General features: G+C 67.2%; 13 protein-coding genes and 1 tRNA gene. 8 read left to right on the top strand and 6 right to left on the bottom strand.

Going from position 1 to position 14,966, the window contains the following annotated elements:
* Position 1: 1 nt before the first annotated feature.
* Positions 2 to 1,021 (bottom strand): ferrochelatase, encoded by a 1,020-nt coding sequence (gene hemH, locus GNX71_RS14280; RefSeq protein WP_206178918.1) that lies wholly within the window; start codon positions 1,019 to 1,021, stop codon positions 2 to 4.
* 15 nt (positions 1,022 to 1,036) lie between these two features.
* On the opposite strand from hemH, the gene GNX71_RS14285 reads away from it, so the two are divergent.
* Entirely contained in the window at positions 1,037 to 1,768 is a 732-nt protein-coding gene (locus GNX71_RS14285) for an HAD-IA family hydrolase (RefSeq protein ID WP_206178919.1), read from the top strand.
* A gap of 7 nt (positions 1,769 to 1,775) precedes the next feature.
* On the opposite strand, the gene GNX71_RS14290 is transcribed toward GNX71_RS14285, so the two are convergent.
* Entirely contained in the window at positions 1,776 to 2,081 is a 306-nt protein-coding gene (locus tag GNX71_RS14290; RefSeq protein ID WP_206178920.1) for an NIPSNAP family protein, read from the bottom strand.
* A 121-nt stretch (positions 2,082 to 2,202) separates the two neighbouring features.
* Here GNX71_RS14290 and GNX71_RS14295 point away from each other — a divergent pair, with 121 nt between their 5' ends.
* Complete coding sequence (locus GNX71_RS14295; RefSeq protein WP_206178921.1) at positions 2,203 to 2,844, top strand: LysE family translocator; 642 nt, start codon at positions 2,203 to 2,205, stop codon at positions 2,842 to 2,844.
* A 9-nt stretch (positions 2,845 to 2,853) separates the two neighbouring features.
* Here GNX71_RS14295 and GNX71_RS14300 read toward each other — a convergent pair whose 3' ends face one another.
* From GNX71_RS14300 to hpnC, 4 genes are read right to left on the bottom strand one after another with little or no spacing between them, the layout of a single operon-like run.
* Positions 2,854 to 3,156: a hypothetical protein gene (locus GNX71_RS14300; RefSeq protein ID WP_206178922.1), complete on the bottom strand. Its 303-nt coding sequence runs from the start codon at positions 3,154 to 3,156 to the stop codon at positions 2,854 to 2,856.
* Complete coding sequence (hpnE, locus tag GNX71_RS14305; RefSeq protein ID WP_206178923.1) at positions 3,153 to 4,406, bottom strand: hydroxysqualene dehydroxylase HpnE; 1,254 nt, start codon at positions 4,404 to 4,406, stop codon at positions 3,153 to 3,155. The genes GNX71_RS14300 and hpnE overlap by 4 nt, the downstream gene beginning before the upstream one ends.
* Positions 4,403 to 5,242, bottom strand: coding sequence for a presqualene diphosphate synthase HpnD (hpnD, locus tag GNX71_RS14310; RefSeq protein ID WP_206178924.1), 840 nt, complete (start codon positions 5,240 to 5,242; stop codon positions 4,403 to 4,405). Before hpnD ends, hpnE begins: the two co-directional genes overlap by 4 nt.
* Positions 5,239 to 6,153, bottom strand: a complete 915-nt coding sequence (gene hpnC, locus GNX71_RS14315; RefSeq protein ID WP_206178925.1) for a squalene synthase HpnC — start codon at positions 6,151 to 6,153, stop codon at positions 5,239 to 5,241. The genes hpnD and hpnC overlap by 4 nt, the downstream gene beginning before the upstream one ends.
* Before the next feature lie 148 nt (positions 6,154 to 6,301).
* On the opposite strand from hpnC, the gene GNX71_RS14320 reads away from it, so the two are divergent.
* The 6 genes from GNX71_RS14320 (at position 6,302) to clpP (ending at position 14,892) form a co-directional block, all read left to right on the top strand.
* Positions 6,302 to 8,146: a potassium transporter Kup gene (locus tag GNX71_RS14320; RefSeq protein WP_206179486.1), complete on the top strand. Its 1,845-nt coding sequence runs from the start codon at positions 6,302 to 6,304 to the stop codon at positions 8,144 to 8,146.
* 119 nt (positions 8,147 to 8,265) lie between these two features.
* On the top strand, positions 8,266 to 9,456 hold the full coding sequence (locus GNX71_RS14325) for an efflux RND transporter periplasmic adaptor subunit (RefSeq protein WP_206178926.1): 1,191 nt from the start codon (positions 8,266 to 8,268) through the stop codon (positions 9,454 to 9,456).
* The gene (locus GNX71_RS14330; protein ID WP_206178927.1) at positions 9,453 to 12,623 is read left to right on the top strand and encodes an efflux RND transporter permease subunit; all 3,171 of its coding nucleotides are present in this window, start codon (positions 9,453 to 9,455) and stop codon (positions 12,621 to 12,623) included. The genes GNX71_RS14325 and GNX71_RS14330 overlap by 4 nt, the downstream gene beginning before the upstream one ends.
* A 113-nt stretch (positions 12,624 to 12,736) precedes the next feature.
* A tRNA-Leu gene (locus GNX71_RS14335) sits at positions 12,737 to 12,823 on the top strand.
* A 26-nt stretch (positions 12,824 to 12,849) separates the two neighbouring features.
* Positions 12,850 to 14,169 (top strand): trigger factor, encoded by a 1,320-nt coding sequence (tig, locus tag GNX71_RS14340; protein ID WP_206178928.1) that lies wholly within the window; start codon positions 12,850 to 12,852, stop codon positions 14,167 to 14,169.
* A 114-nt stretch (positions 14,170 to 14,283) separates the two neighbouring features.
* On the top strand, positions 14,284 to 14,892 hold the full coding sequence (gene clpP, locus GNX71_RS14345; protein WP_176657927.1) for an ATP-dependent Clp endopeptidase proteolytic subunit ClpP: 609 nt from the start codon (positions 14,284 to 14,286) through the stop codon (positions 14,890 to 14,892).
* The last annotated feature ends 74 nt before the right edge of the window (positions 14,893 to 14,966 follow it).

The following is a 14,966-nucleotide window of genomic DNA, read 5'->3' on the forward strand; positions in this document are numbered from 1 at the left end:
ACTACCGGGTCGGCCAGCCCGCCAGGTTTCGTTCGGCGATGCCCGCGAGGGCGGTGATCCACGCCGGGCTGTCGTTGAGGCAGGGGATGTAGCTGAAGGCCTGGCCCCCCGAATGCAGGAAGGCCTCGCGGCCTTCCATCGCAATTTCTTCCAACGTCTCCAGGCAGTCGGCCGGGAAGCCCGGGCACACCACGTCCACCCGCTTCACGCCGCTCGCGCCGAGCTCGCGCAGCGTCGGCTCGGTGTAGGGCTCGAGCCACTTGGCGCGGCCGAAGCGCGACTGGAAGGTGACGCGATGCTGCGCGTCGGAAAGACCGAGCCGCGCCGCGAGCAGACGGGCGGTTTCCAGGCACTGCGATTGGTACGGATCGCCGAGCGCGATGTTGCGCGCGGGGATGCCGTGGAAGCTCATCAGCAGCACCTCGCCGCGGCCCTCGGCCTTCCAGTGGCGCTCGATGCCCTGCGCGAGCGCATCGATGTAGGCGGGGTCGTCGTGGTACTGGTTGACGAAGCGGAATTCGGGAATGCGGCGCTGCTTGCGGCTCCAGTCGTTCACCGCATCGATGACGCTTGCAGTGGTCGTGGCCGAGTACTGCGGATAGGCCTGCAGCACGAGCACGCGCGTCGCGCCTTCGGCTTGCAGCGCATCGAGGCGGGAGGCGATCGACGGGTTGGCATAGCGCATTGCATCGCGCACCGTCACGCGATGGCCGCGCTCGCCGAGCCAGCCGGCCAGGAGCGCCGCCTGCTTCTGCGTCCACACCTTGAGCGGGGAGCCTTCGGTCATCCAGATGCTCGCGTACTTGGCAGCGGACTTGGCGGGCCGCGTGCGCAGGATGATGCCGTGCAGGATCAGCGCCCAGAGCAATTTCGGAATCTCGACCACGCGCGGGTCGCCCAGGAAATCGGCGAGGTAGGGGCGGACGGCGGCGGCGGTGGGGGCGTCGGGAGAGCCGAGGTTGCACCAGAGCACGGCGGTGCGGTCATTGGCGGAGCTGGCGTTCATCGGGTCGTGGGGCATGCGATATTCTCAGGCATGACCTCCGCCCCCACAGCGCCGGCGAACGCCGCGCCGCTCGACGTCCAACGCATCTCCGCGATCTCGCTCGACCTCGACGACACCCTCTGGCCCATCTGGCCGACCATCGAACGCGCCGAGGCCGTGCTGCAGGAATGGCTGTTGCGCGAGGCGCCCAAGACGGCTTCGCTGCTGCTCACGCCCGGCATCCTGCGCGAACTGCGCGAAGCCACCGAGAAGGAGCGCTCGGACCTCGCACATGACCTGAGCGCGCTGCGCCGTGAGTCGATCCGCACCGCGCTGAAGCGCTCCGGTGAAGACCCGGCGCTGGCCGATCCCGCCTTCGATGCCTTCTTCGCGGAGCGCCAGCGCGTGACGCTCTATGACGATGCGCTGCCCGCGCTCAAGTGGCTCAGCGAACGCTACCCGTTGATCGCCGTGTCGAACGGCAACGCCGACATCCACCTGACCGGCGTGGGCCGGTGGTTCCGCACCGCGTTCAATGCACGCGCCTTCGGCAGCGGCAAGCCGCATGCGCCGATCTTCCGCGCCGCCGCGGCCTCGGTCGGCCTGCTGCCCAAGGACGTGCTGCACGTGGGCGACGACGCCGAGCTCGACGTGGTCGGCGCGCTCAATGCCGGCATGCAGGCCGCCTGGCTGGTGCGCGACGAGCGCCCCTGGGTGCATGGCGCGCGACCTCAGCTGATCGTGCCGAACCTGCACGCGCTGTGCGTGGCGCTGGGCGCCTGAGGCTTATCTATTCGAAGACGGGGCGGAAGAAGCTGCGCTCGTAGCTCAGGAAGCAGCGTGTGTCCTGCGCGTACTTGAACGCCGCCTGGCACTCGGGGTCCTGCATCGAATCGGCGCGGTATTTCTCATAGGCCGCGAGGCTCGGAAAACTGAACATCGCCAGCGCGACGTCGTTGGCGCCTTCCGAGGGCAGGAAGTAGCCGTGGTGCTTGCCGCCGAACTTCTCGACCAGCGGAATCCAGAGCTTGCCGTAGTGCTCGAATTCCTTGAGCTTGTAGGCGTCGACGATGTAGCGCAGGTAGCAGGTGACCATGTCTTGGTTTCCGGAGGTGAGGGGTAATCGGCGCGGCCCCGGCGGGCTGCGGGCCGTCGGACTATAGTTTCCCGCTCCCCCGTCTCGTTTCTTGTCCACCTTTCGCGCAGGAATTCCGAAAGTGCACCTCTCCAACTGGCTCATCTTCTGCGGCGTTACGCTGCTCGTCGCCTTCACCCCCGGTCCGGCCGTGCTGCTCGCGGTCTCGAACTCGATTTCCGTGGGCCCGCGACGCGCGATGATCAGTTCGATGGGCAACGCGGTGGGCCTGTTCATGGTGTCGGCCGCCGCGATGGCGGGGCTGGGCGTGGTGCTGACGACCTCGGCCTCTGCGTTCATGGTGCTGAAGGTGGCCGGCGCGGCGTACCTGATCTACCTGGGCATCAAGCAGTGGCGCAACCGGGCCAGCGTGTTTTCCGACCTGGCCGCAACCGGCGCGCCCGCCGCACCGCGTGCTGCATGGCGGCTGTTCGGCAACGGCGTGACCGTGGCGCTCACCAATCCCAAGGGCATCCTGTTCTTCTCGGCGCTGTTCCCGCAGTTCCTCGTGCACGACGCGCCGATCCTCGGGCAGTTCGCGGTGCTCACCGCCACCTTCGCCGCGGGCTCGGTGCTGTCGCACGCGTTTTATGTGCTGCTGGCGCGGATGCTGAAGAAGCAGCTGTCCGATCCGCGCCGGTCGAAGCTCTTCAATCGCGTGTCCGGCGGTGCTTTCGTGCTGCTGGGCCTGAGCTTGCTGCGCCTGCCCAACAAGGCGGCCTGATCCGCCCAATCAATCGAGCGCGAACTGCTCGCGCAACGCGGCGCAGAAGTCCGCGGTGCCGCTGAGCGAGAAGGTGAGGGTGGTGAAGCGCGGGTCTTCGCGCGTTTCCTGCAGGTCATGGTCCCAGGTCGCGCCTTCGTCCAGCGCGCCGCGCGCGTTCGGAAAGGTGGCTTCGGCCCAGGCGAGCACCCGTTCGATCTCGGCATGCACCTCGGGCACTTTCTCCGGCGCGGTCGAGGCCATGGCATCGAAGGTGCCGTGGCCTTCGGTGTCTTCGCTGTAGTCGAAGTCCAGGTAGCGCAGTTCGGTCATGGGGTCGCCTGAGCAGCCGCCAGTCCGCTGAGCACCGCGCCTTCGAGCGTCGCGGGGTAGGGGCCTTCGGTGTAGTCGCCGCAGGCCTGCAGGCCGGGCGCGATGCGCATCGGCGGCCGAGCGAGCGCGGGCGTGCAGGCGAAGGTGGCGCGCTTCTCGACGACGGTCTGGATGATCTCCAGCGATGTCTGGCCCAACTGTGTCGCGGCTTGCGCGATCACTTGCTGCTCCAGCACTTCGCGCGATGCTTCGTTGGCGCTGATGACCAGCGCGAGCACGCCTTCAGGGCCGTCGAGCTGGCTGCGGTCGAACACGAACTGGGCTGGTGCTGTGGCCGGATCGCTGCGCAGCGCCAGCATCGGTTCCGCCAGCTTCGAGGCGCCGCGCACGTAGACCGTGGCGATGGCTTCGAAGCGCAACGCCTCGGTGGGTTCGCACCAGCGGTCCGCCGGCAAGCCCGATGCACGAACGAGCCGCGCGGCATCCCAGGGTGCGCAGGCCAGGATGACCCGGTCGAAGGTTTCGTCGTCGACGCGCCACTGCCCGGCTTCGGGTGCGATGGCCCGTACCCGCGTGCCGATGTGCAGCGTTGCGCCGTGCTTCGTGAGCCACGCCATCGCGGCATCCGGGAACAGCGCGCCGAGGTCCACACGCGGCAGCAGCAGGTCCGCGCCGCCGCTTCCGCTGAAGAGCGCGTCGCGCAGCACGCGCAGGAACACTTCGCCGCTTGATTGGGGCACCGGCGTGTTGAGCGCCGAGACGCACAGCGGCTCGATCAGCTCCTGCATCACGCGCGGCGTGAGACCGGTGCAGAGCGCGGCCACCGTGGTGTCGGGCGCGCAGCGGAATCCACCGAGGCGCCATCCGACGGCGGTGCGCAGCAGCGAGGACTTGTCCCGCCACGTCCAGCCGCGCGCGGTGAAGATGCCGACCAGCAGATCGAGCGGTGCGGGCAGCTGCGGCAGCTTCAGTCCGCCGCCATCGGCAAAGCGCAGCGAGAGTGGCAGGCGATGCAGTGCCCTCTCCACATCGACGCCCACTTCGCGCATCAGCTTCAGCGTGGCCGTGTAGGCGCCGATCAGGATGTGCTGCCCGTTGTCGAGCGCCATCCCGTGCATGTGGTCGACTCGCCGCGCCCGTCCGCCCGGCATGTGCGCCGCCTCGAACAGCGTGACGGCATGACCGAGCCGCGTGGCCTCGACCGCAGAGGCGAGACCGGCCCAGCCGGCGCCGATGACGGCTATCTTCAAATCCGCCCCAGCGCTTGAACCTTCCACGCCAGCCAGAACTTGCGCACCGGCGTCAGGCTCACGCGCTGGTTCAGCACCTGGAAGTCGTCGCGCTCGATCTCGCGCAGCAGCGTGCGGTAGATGCTGGCCATCATCAGGCCGGGCTTCTGCGTGCGGCGGTCGGCTACGGGCAGCAGGGCGAGCGCCTCGTCGTAGGCGGCATGCGCGCGTTGCGCCTGGAACTTCATGAGCGCCACGAAGCGGTCCGAGTGCACGCGGTTCAGGATCTCGTGCGCCTTCACGTCGAACTGCTGCAGCTCGTTGACCGGCAGGTAGATGCGGCCGCGCAGGGCGTCTTCGCCCACGTCGCGGAGGATGTTCGTGAGCTGCAGCGCCAGGCCGAGCTTGTGGGCGTAGGCGGTCGTCTGCGGATCGGTCTGCCCGAAGATGCGCGCCGCGACCTCGCCCACCACGCCGGCCACCAGGTGGCAATAGCGGGCGAGGCCGGGGAAGTCGAGGTAGCGGGTCTGGTCCAGGTCCATCTGGCAGCCGTCGATCACCTCGAGCAGCTGGCGCGCCTCGATGCCGTAGGCCGCGGCGTGCGGCATCAGCGCCTGCATCACCGGGTGGCGCGGCGTGCCCGCGAAGGCCTGGGCGACCTCGGTGCGCCACCAGGCGAGCTTGGTGGCGGCCACGCCGGGGTCGGTGACCTCGTCGACCACGTCGTCGACCTCGCGGCAGAAGGCATAGAACGCCGTGATCGCGGCGCGCCGGGGCTTGGGCAGGAACAGGAAGGCGTAATAGAAACTGCTGCCCGAGGCGGCGGCCTTGTCTTGCACGTATTGCTCGGGATTCATCGGGGAGGCGCTGCTTTCATGGGGCGCCATTGTCTCCGCATCCGCAGCGTCTTCCAGAGCAGCATGGGCGCATCGGCCTTGCCGATGGTGGGGCGCTGCGAGAAGGTGTCGAAGCCCAGGTCGGTGATCTTGTCGAGGATGCGCAGGCCACCCTGCACAACCAGGCGCAGCTCCCAACCCGCGCGGCCCGGCAGGCGATGCACCAGCGGCGCGCCTTCGTCCATCAGCTCGCGGGCCCAGAAGGACACAACCGAGACCAGGTTGATGGCCTCCTGCGGCGGCGGCGCGTCCGAGAGCGGCTCGAACACCTTGAAGTGCTCGCGCGTGAGCCCGCGCCGGGCGCAGTCGGTCAGCGGGAAATAGAAGCGCCCGCGGGGCAGGTCCACGCTCGGGTCCTGCCAGAAGTTGATGAGCTGCAGCGCGGTGCAGATGGCGTCGCTCTGCGCCAGCGCCTCTGCATCGTGCACGCCGTAGAGATGCAGCAGCAGCCGCCCGATCGGGTTGGCCGAGCGGCGGCAGTAGTCGAGCAGTTCGGCGCGGTCGGCATAAGTGCCGTGGTCGCGGGTCTTCTCGATGTCCTGCATGAAGGCGCTCAGCAGGTCGGCCAGCAGGTCTTCGGGCAGACCGTACTGCGCGATGCTGTGGGCCAGCGGACCGAAGACGTGCGGCCAGCGCGAGGTGGCGAGTGCCTCTCCCTGCGCGGCGGCGGCGAGCTCGTCCCGGTAGGCGCGCAACTCGGCCAGCCGCTGCTCGGGCGACGCATCGCCTTCGTCGGCAATGTCGTCGGCGGTGCGCGCGAAGTGATAGATCGCGGCAATTGGCGGGCGCAGATGCGGCGGGCAGAGCCACGAGGCGACCGGAAAATTTTCGTAGTGCGCCGGCGGGGCGGCGAGGTGGGGAGTGGCGGACACGCCACGATTGTCCGCGACACGCTGCCCCCGGCACTATGCTCGGTGCGTTGCCACTTCGAACAGCTCGCCCATGAACGCACCGGCCCCGGCCTCCACGGCCCAGATTCCAGCGCAAGGCGGAGCAGGGCATCCGGCGGGACCCGGATTGATGATCGCGGCGCTCGGCGTCGTCTTCGGCGACATCGGCACCTCGCCGCTCTATGCCTTCAAGGAAACGATGAACCCCGAGCACGGCGTGCCGTTCTCGCCCGATTCGGTGCTGGGGCTGCTGTCGCTGATCTTCTGGGGCCTGATGTTCGTGGTGACGCTCAAGTACGTGGTGTTCGTGCTGCGCGCCGACCACGACGGCGAGGGCGGCATCCTCGCGCTGCAGGCGCTGGCGCGCAGCGCGGTCGCCGGGCCGAAGACCAAACCCTGGGTGTGGAACGTGATCGGCCTGCTGGGCCTGGTGGGCGCGGCCATGTTCTACGGCGACAGCCTGATCACGCCGGCGATCTCGGTGCTCTCGGCGGTCGAGGGGTTGGAAGTGCAGGCGCCGATGCTGCAGCGGGCGGTGATTCCGATCACGGTCGTCATTCTTGTCGCGCTTTTCATGGTGCAGAAGAAGGGCACGGGCGTGGTCGGCAAGATCTTCGGGCCGGTGATGCTGCTGTGGTTCATCGTGCTGGCCGCGGCGGGTCTCTGGCAGGTGCTGCAGCAGCCGCAGGTGCTGGCGGCGCTCGATCCTCGGCGCGCCTTCGGCTTCCTGATCGAGCACCGGGCGCAGTCGCTCGCGGTGCTGGGGGCGGTGTTCCTGGCGTTCACCGGCGGCGAGGCGCTTTATGCCGACATGGGGCATTTCGGCGCTAAGCCGATCCGGCTGGCCTGGCTCTTCATCGCGCTGCCGGGGCTGGTGCTCAACTACTTCGGCCAGGGCGCGCTGGTGCTGGCGAACCCGGCGGCCATCGACAACCCGTTCTTCAGGCTCTTTCCCTCGTGGGGCGTGCTGCCGATGGTGGTGCTGGCCGCGATGGCCACGGTGATCGCGTCGCAGGCGGTGATCTCGGGCGCCTTCTCGCTCACCGCGCATGCGATGCGCATGGGCTACCTGCCGCGCATGCGGGTGGTGCAGACCTCCGGCTCGGCCATCGGGCAGATCTACGTGCCGGCCGTGAACTGGCTGCTGATGGTGGGCGTGCTGCTCTTGGTGCTGGGCTTCCGCAGCTCGGGCGCGCTGTCGGCGGCGTACGGCATCGCGGTGTCGATCACGATGGTGACGACCACGCTGCTCGCGGGCATCGTCGCCTGGGGGCTGTGGAAGTGGAACAAGGTGGCGGTGGTCGTGGGCGTGGTGGCCTTCGCGGTGGTCGACCTGACCTTCGTGGTCGCCAACAGTCTGAAGGTGGCCGAGGGCGGCTGGCTCACGCTCGCGGTGGCGGCCGTGGTGATGGTGGTCTTCACCACCTGGGCCAAGGGTCGGCGGCTGGGGCTGGAGGCAGCGGCGGCCGAGAGCCTGCCGCTTCGGCCCTTCATCGAATCGCTGGCGCAGCACATGCCGCACCGGGTGAGCGGCACCGCGGTGTTCCTGAACCCCGACGCCACGGCGGTTCCGCATGCGCTGCTGCACAACCTCAAGCACAACCAGGTGCTGCACGACCAGGTGATCGTGCTGCGCGTGCTGGCCTGCGACACGCCGCGCGTCGACGCCCGCATCCGCATCGAGGCGGAGCAGCTGATGGAGGGCATCTGGGTGGTCACCGCGCGCCATGGCTTCATGGAGCGGCCCGACGTGCCCGAATTCATCCGCATCCTGGCCTACCAGAAGACGCTGGCGATCGATTCAATGAAGACCTCGTATTTCGTCTCCCGCGCCTCGGTGGGCGAGGAAAACCTGCCGGGCCTGAATCCGGTGCGGCGCGTGCTGTTCGGCTGGCTGCAGCGCAATGCGGGGCGGGCGTCGGACTACTTCGAGCTGCCCGACAACCGGCTGGTGGAGATGGGCCAGCGGACCTGAAAGTACCCGGAAAGTACTGGTCAACTGACCCGCGGGTCATTGACAGTATTTAACGTTTACCCTAGATTACTAACCAGTGGGTCATTAAAGGCCCGGGTTTGTCCTTTCTTGGGTGTCTCATGACCGCCTCCACCGCTTTTCCCCGTGTGCGCAGCGCCTTGTGGCTGCTGATTCCGTCCCTGTTCCTGGCCGGCTGTTCGCCCAAGCCGGCGGCCGAGGAGCCCGTTCGAGCGGTGAAGCTGGTGACCGTCGGCACCAGCGACTTCGACGCCCAGCCCGAGTTTTCGGCCCAGGTCCAAGCCCGCGTCGAATCGCGCGTGGGCTTCCGGGTGGCAGGCAAGATCACCCGGCGCCAGGCCGAGCTCGGCCAGCACGTGCAGGCCGGCCAGGTGCTGGCCCAGCTCGATCCGCAGGACTACAGGCTGGCCGCCGAAGCCGCCCGCGCTCAGCAGGCCGCAGCCCTGACCAACCGCGATCTGGCCGCCGCCGACCTGAAGCGCTACCGCGAACTGCGCGAGCAGAACTTCATCAGCGGCGCCGAGCTCGAGCGCCGCGAAACCACCTGGAAAGCCGCCCAGGCGCAGCTCGAACAGGCGCAGGCCCAGCTTTCTTCGCAAGGCAACCAGGCCAACTACACGACGCTCGTCGCCGATGTGGCCGGCGTCATCACCGCCATCGAGGCCGAGCCCGGCCAAGTGGTGCAGGCCGGCACGCCGGTCGTGCGCATTGCACAGGACGGCGCGCGCGACGTGGTGTTCGCGGTGCCCGAAGACCGTGCCCAGGCGATCAAACCCGGCTCGGCGGTCACGGTGCGCGGCTGGTCCGGCGGCGATGAGTTGCAAGGACAGGTGCGCGAAGTGGCGGCCAGTGCCGACGCCGTCACGCGCACGTATTCGGTCAAGGTCGCCATCGATGCGGCCACCTCGCCGCCGCTGGGCGCCACCGTCTACGCGCGTCCGCAGGCACTGGCCCACGCCAGCACCGGCGTGATGAAGCTGCCGACCAGCGCGCTGCGCCAGGAAGGCAAGGGCACGGCGGTCTGGGTGCTCGACAAATCGACGATGACGGTGCGTTCGCAGGCGGTGCAGGTCGCCACCGCCGACGGCAACGAAGCCGTGATCGGCGGCGGGCTTTCGCCGGGAATGATGGTCGTGGCCGCGGGCGTGCATGTGCTCTCGCCGGGCCAGAAGGTCACCATCTACCAGTCCAAGGAGGCGGCCGCTGCCGCCGCTAACGCCAAGGACGTCGTGCAGGCCGTCGAGCCCGTCGCCGCAACCAAGAAGGAGATCGCTGCAGGTGCCGCCAAATGACGGAAGGCGCAGCGAACCCCACCGACAAGTCCCCCGGCAAATCCGCCGGCTTCAATCTCTCCAAATGGGCGCTGGACCACGCGCCGCTCACGCGCTACCTGATGGTGGTGCTGATGGTGCTGGGCGCGTTCGCGTACTTCCAGCTCGGGCAGGACGAGGATCCGCCGTTCACCTTCCGCGCGATGGTCGTGCGCACCTACTGGCCTGGCGCCACCGCGCAGCAGGTGGCCGAGCAGGTCACCGACAAGCTCGAGCGCACGCTGCAGGAGGCGCCATTCGCCGACAAGATCCGCAGCTATTCGAAGCCGGGCGAGTCGCAGATCATTTTCCAGATCAAGGATTCCTCGAAGGCCGGGGAGGTGGCCAACGTCTGGTACACGGTGCGCAAGAAGATCGGCGACATGCGCAACACGCTGCCGCCCGGCGTGCAGGGGCCGTTCTTCAATGACGATTTCGGCGATGTCTATGGCGTGATCTACGCGCTGGAGAGCGAAGGCTTCAGCTACGCGGAGCTCAAGACGCTGGCCGACGAAACCCGCCAGCAACTGCTGCGCGTGAAGGACGTGGCCAAGGTCGACCAGTTCGGCGTGCAGGACGAGAAGGTCTACATCGAGATCTCGCAGAAGCGCCTCGCGCAACTGGGGCTCGATTTCAACGCGGTGCTCGCGCAGCTCGGCTCGCAGAATGCGGTGGAAAGCGCCGGCACGATCCAGTCGCCGCTCGACGTGGTGCAAGTGCGCGTGGCGGGCCAGTTCACCAGCGTCGACCAGCTTCGAGAGATGCCGATCCGCGGCACCTCGGGCAACCAGCTGAAGCTGGGCGACATCGCCGAAATTCACCGCGGCTACATCGATCCGCCGGCCGTCAAGGTGCACCACCAGGGCAAGGAAGTGATTGCGCTGGGCGTCTCCATGGCCAAGGGCGGCGACATCATTGCGCTCGGCAAGGCGCTGAAGGTGGCAACCGCGCAGATCGACCAGCGCCTGCCCATCGGCGTGAAGCTCGCGCAGGTGCAGGACCAGCCGGTGTCGGTGGCCAGCTCGGTCAACGAATTCGTCGGCGTGCTGATCGAGGCCGTGGCCATCGTGCTGGCCGTGAGCATCATCGCGCTCGGCCTGCACAAGGGCGGCCGCTTCGGCTGGTACATCGACGTGCGGCCGGGGCTGGTGGTGGCGATCACCATTCCGCTGGTGCTGGCGGTGACTTTTCTTGCGATGAACTACTTCGGCATCGGGCTGCACAAGATATCGCTGGGGTCGCTGATCATTGCGCTGGGCCTCCTGGTGGACGACGCGATCATCGCGGTCGAGATGATGGTGCGGAAGATGGAAGAGGGCTACGACAAGGCCCGTGCCGCCACCTATGCCTACGACGTCACGGCAAAGCCGATGCTCACGGGCACGCTCATCACGGCGGCCGGCTTCCTGCCGATCGGCCTGGCAAAGTCGGTGACTGGCGAATACACCTTCGCGATTTTCGCGGTGACGGTGATCGCGCTGGTGCTGTCGTGGATCGTCTCGGTGTACTTCGTGCCGTACCTGGGCACGCTGCTGCTCAAGGTGAAGCCGCACGACCCCGATGCGCCGCCGCACGAGCTGTTCGACACGCCGTTCTACAACGGCTTTCGCCACGCGGTGGACTGGTGCGTGCAGCACCGGTGGCTGACCATCGGCGCGACGGTGCTGGTGTTCGCGCTCGGCATCTTCGGCATGGGCAAGGTGCAGCAGCAGTTCTTCCCCGATTCGAGCCGGCCCGAGATCATGGTGGACATCTGGTTCCCCGAGGGCACCTCGTTCGCGGCCAACGAAGAGGTGGCCAAGCGCGTCGAGCAACGCGTGATGAAGGAGGAGGGCGTCAAGACCGTGAGCACCTGGGTCGGCTCGGGCGTGCCGCGCTTCTACCTGCCGCTGGACCAGGTGTTCCCGCAGACCAACGTGTCGCAGCTCATCGTGCTCGCCAAGGACCTGAAGGTGCGCGAGCGCCTGCGGCTGCGCTTGCCGGCCCTGCTGGCCGAGGAATTCCCCGAGGTGCGAGGCCGCGTCAAGCTGCTGCCCAACGGGCCGCCGGTGCCGTATCCGGTGCAGTTCCGCGTGATCGGCACCGAGCCCGCGCAACTGCGCGCGCACGCCGACGAAGTGAAGGCGGTGCTGCGCGAGAACGCCAACATGCGCGGCGTGAACGACAACTGGAACGAGTCGGTGAAGGTGATCCGCCTGGAGATCGACCAGGCCAAGGCGCGCGCACTCGGCGTGACGAGCCAGGCCATCGCGCAGGCTTCGCGCACCATGTTCAGCGGCACCACCGTGGGCCAGTACCGCGAGAACGACTTGCTGATCGACATCGTGCTGCGCCAGTCGCCCGACGAACGCGAGGCCATCTCGGACATCGGCAACGCCTACATCCCGACGACCTCGGGCCGCTCGATCCCGCTCACGCAGATCGCACGGCCGGTGTTCACCTGGGAGCCCGGCGTGATGTGGCGCGAGAACCGCGACTACGCGATCACCGTGCAGGGCGACGTGGTCGAAGGCCTGCAGGGCGCGACCGTGACCGCCGAGCTGCTGCCCAAGCTGCGCCAGCTCGAGGCCGGCTGGCTCGCGGCCGGGCAGGGCGCCTACCGCATCGAAGTGGCGGGCGCCGTCGAGGAAAGCAGCAAGGGCTCGGCCTCCATCGTGGCGGGCGTGCCGATCATGCTGTTCCTGGTGTTCACGCTGCTGATGCTGCAGCTGCACAGCTTCAGCCGCTCGCTGCTGGTGTTCATCACCGGGCCGATGGGCATTGCCGGCGTCGCCGGTGCGCTGCTGGTGCTCGACCGGCCGTTCGGCTTCGTGGCGCTGCTGGGCGTGATCGCGCTGATGGGCATGATCCAGCGCAACGCGGTGATCCTGATCGACCAGATCGAGAGCGACCGCGCGGCGGGCGTGCCGGCCTGGGACGCGATCGTCGAGTCGGCCGTGCGGCGCCTGCGCCCCATCGTGCTGACGGCCGCGGCGGCTGTGCTGGCGATGATTCCGCTCTCGCGCAGCGTGTTCTGGGGGCCGATGGCCGTGGCCATCATGGGCGGGCTGATCGTGGCCACGGTATTGACCCTTCTGGCACTGCCGGCAATGTATGCCGCTGCATTCCGCGTCAAGCGGGGGCCAAAAGAGGGTCCGATTAGCGTTTAAAATGCGCGGTTGACCGATTTCAGGCGGGCGGTCTTTGGGTTGCAGGTATCCGGTATCGGGTGTTTGCGGCACCAGGGCCGTCCGCCTTTGCATTCACCTGAAAAATTGGCATAGCGCGGGTGGCGAAATTGGTAGACGCACCAGGTTTAGGTCCTGACGTTCGCAAGAACGTGCCGGTTCGAGTCCGGCCCCGCGCACCAGCCACACCCCTCACAAGGAAGACACCATGACCGTGACCGTTGAAACTCTCGAGAAGCTCGAACGCAAGATCACGCTGACCCTGCCGGTCGGCACCATCCAGAACGAAGTCGATTCGCGCCTCAAGAAGCTCGCGCGCACCGTCAAGATGGACGGCTTCCGTCCCGGCAAGGTGCCGATGAACGTCGTGGCCCAGCGCTATGGCTATTCGGTGCACTACGAAGTCATGAACGACAAGGTCGGCGAAGCCTTCTCGCAAGCCGCCAACGAAGCCAAGCTGCGCGTGGCCGGCCAGCCCCGCATCACCGAGAAGGAAGAGTCGCCCGAAGGCGAACTGGCCTTCGACGCGGTGTTCGAAGTGTTCCCCGAAGTCAAGATCAACGACCTGTCGGGCGCCGAAGTCGAGAAGCTCTCGGCCGAAGTGGGCGACGACGCGATCGACAAGACGCTCGACATCCTGCGCAAGCAACGCCGCACCTTCGCCCAGCGCGCGCAAGACGCCGTGGCGCAAGACGACGACCGCGTCACGGTCGACTTCGAAGGCAAGATCGACGGCGAGCCCTTCCAGGGCGGCAAGGCCGAAGACTTCCAGTTCGTGGTCGGCGAAGGCCAGATGCTCAAGGAATTCGAAGACGCCGTGCGCGGCATGAAGTCCGGCGACAGCCGCACCTTCCCGCTGTCGTTCCCGGCCGACTACCACGGCAAGGACGTGGCCGGCAAGCAGGCCGACTTCATGGTCACCGTGAAGAAGATCGAAGCCTCGCACCTGCCCGAAGTCAACGAACAACTGGCCAAGTCGCTCGGCATCGCCGAAGCCACCGTCGAAGGCCTGCGCGCCGACATCAAGCGCAACCTCGAGCGCGAAGTGAAGTTCCGCCTGCTGGCCCGCAACAAGAACGCCGTGATGGACGCGCTGGTTGCCAACGCCGAGCTCGACCTGCCGAACGCCAGCGTGCAGTCCGAAGTCAACCGCATGATCGAAGGCGCCCGCGCCGAGCTCAAGCAGCGTGGCATCAAGGACGCCGACAAGGCACCGATCCCCGACGAAGTGTTCCGTCCGCAAGCCGAGCGCCGCGTGCGCCTGGGCCTCGTGGTCGCCGAACTGGTGCGTGCCAACGACCTGCAGGCCAAGCCTGAGCAGATCAAGGCCCACATCGACGAGCTGGCCGCCAGCTACGAAAAGCCGGCCGACGTGGTGCGCTGGTACTTCAGCGACAACAACCGCCTGGCGGAAGTCGAAGCCGTCGTCATCGAGAACAACGTGACCGATTTCGTGCTCGGCAAGGCCAAGGTCAATGAAAAGTCGGTGTCGTTCGACGAACTGATGGCGCAGCAGCAACAAGGCTGATCCTGTCGCTGACCGCAACGCCAATGGGGCTTGTGCTTTGCGGCACGAGCCCCATTTCACTCAGGCGTACAGTTCATACACAGCGAACGATTTCATCTTCCGGAGAGCTAATTCATGATCGCAAACGAAATTCAAGGCCTCGGCATGGTCCCGATGGTCGTCGAGCAATCGGGCCGTGGCGAGCGGTCCTATGACATCTATTCGCGCCTCCTGAAGGAGCGCATCGTGTTCCTGGTGGGCGAGGTCAACGACCAGACCGCCAACCTCGTGGTGGCCCAGCTGCTGTTCCTGGAGAGCGAGAACCCGGAGAAGGACATTTCCTTCTACATCAACTCCCCCGGTGGCAGCGTGAGCGCCGGCATGGCGATCTACGACACCATGCAGTTCATCAAGCCCGACGTGTCGACCATGTGCCTGGGCTTCGCGGCCAGCATGGGCGCCTTCCTGCTGGCGGCTGGCGAGAAGGGCAAGCGCTTCTCGCTGCCCAACTCGAAGATCATGATCCACCAGGTGCTGGGCGGCGCACGCGGCCAGGCGACCGACATCGAGATCCATGCACGCGACATCCTGCGCACCAAGGACCAGATGAACCGTATCCTGGCCGAACGCACCGGCCAGCCCCTGGAAAAGGTCAAGACCGATACCGAGCGCGACTACTTCCTCACGGCCGACGAGGCCAAGGACTACGGTCTGGTCGACCAGGTCGTTGCCAAGCGCGGTTGAAGCTGCCCGGCGCCAAATAGCGTCATAGGGCGCAAAAGGCAAAAGACGGCGTTTTCCACACGGGAAACGCCGTT

Source organism: Variovorax sp. RKNM96, from assembly GCF_017161115.1.
In the GTDB taxonomy this organism is placed as follows: domain Bacteria; phylum Pseudomonadota; class Gammaproteobacteria; order Burkholderiales; family Burkholderiaceae_C; genus Variovorax.

Coding starts and splice junctions, on each gene's coding strand:
- hemH (WP_206178918.1), bottom strand. CDS start 1,021: ATGCCCCACGACCCGATGAACGCCAGCTCCGCCAATGACCGCACCGCC.
- GNX71_RS14285 (WP_206178919.1), top strand. CDS start 1,037: ATGACCTCCGCCCCCACAGCGCCGGCGAACGCCGCGCCGCTCGACGTC.
- GNX71_RS14290 (WP_206178920.1), bottom strand. CDS start 2,081: ATGGTCACCTGCTACCTGCGCTACATCGTCGACGCCTACAAGCTCAAG.
- GNX71_RS14300 (WP_206178922.1), bottom strand. CDS start 3,156: ATGACCGAACTGCGCTACCTGGACTTCGACTACAGCGAAGACACCGAA.
- hpnD (WP_206178924.1), bottom strand. CDS start 5,242: ATGAATCCCGAGCAATACGTGCAAGACAAGGCCGCCGCCTCGGGCAGC.
- GNX71_RS14320 (WP_206179486.1), top strand. CDS start 6,302: ATGATCGCGGCGCTCGGCGTCGTCTTCGGCGACATCGGCACCTCGCCG.
- GNX71_RS14325 (WP_206178926.1), top strand. CDS start 8,266: ATGACCGCCTCCACCGCTTTTCCCCGTGTGCGCAGCGCCTTGTGGCTG.
- GNX71_RS14330 (WP_206178927.1), top strand. CDS start 9,453: ATGACGGAAGGCGCAGCGAACCCCACCGACAAGTCCCCCGGCAAATCC.
- tig (WP_206178928.1), top strand. CDS start 12,850: ATGACCGTGACCGTTGAAACTCTCGAGAAGCTCGAACGCAAGATCACG.
- clpP (WP_176657927.1), top strand. CDS start 14,284: ATGATCGCAAACGAAATTCAAGGCCTCGGCATGGTCCCGATGGTCGTC.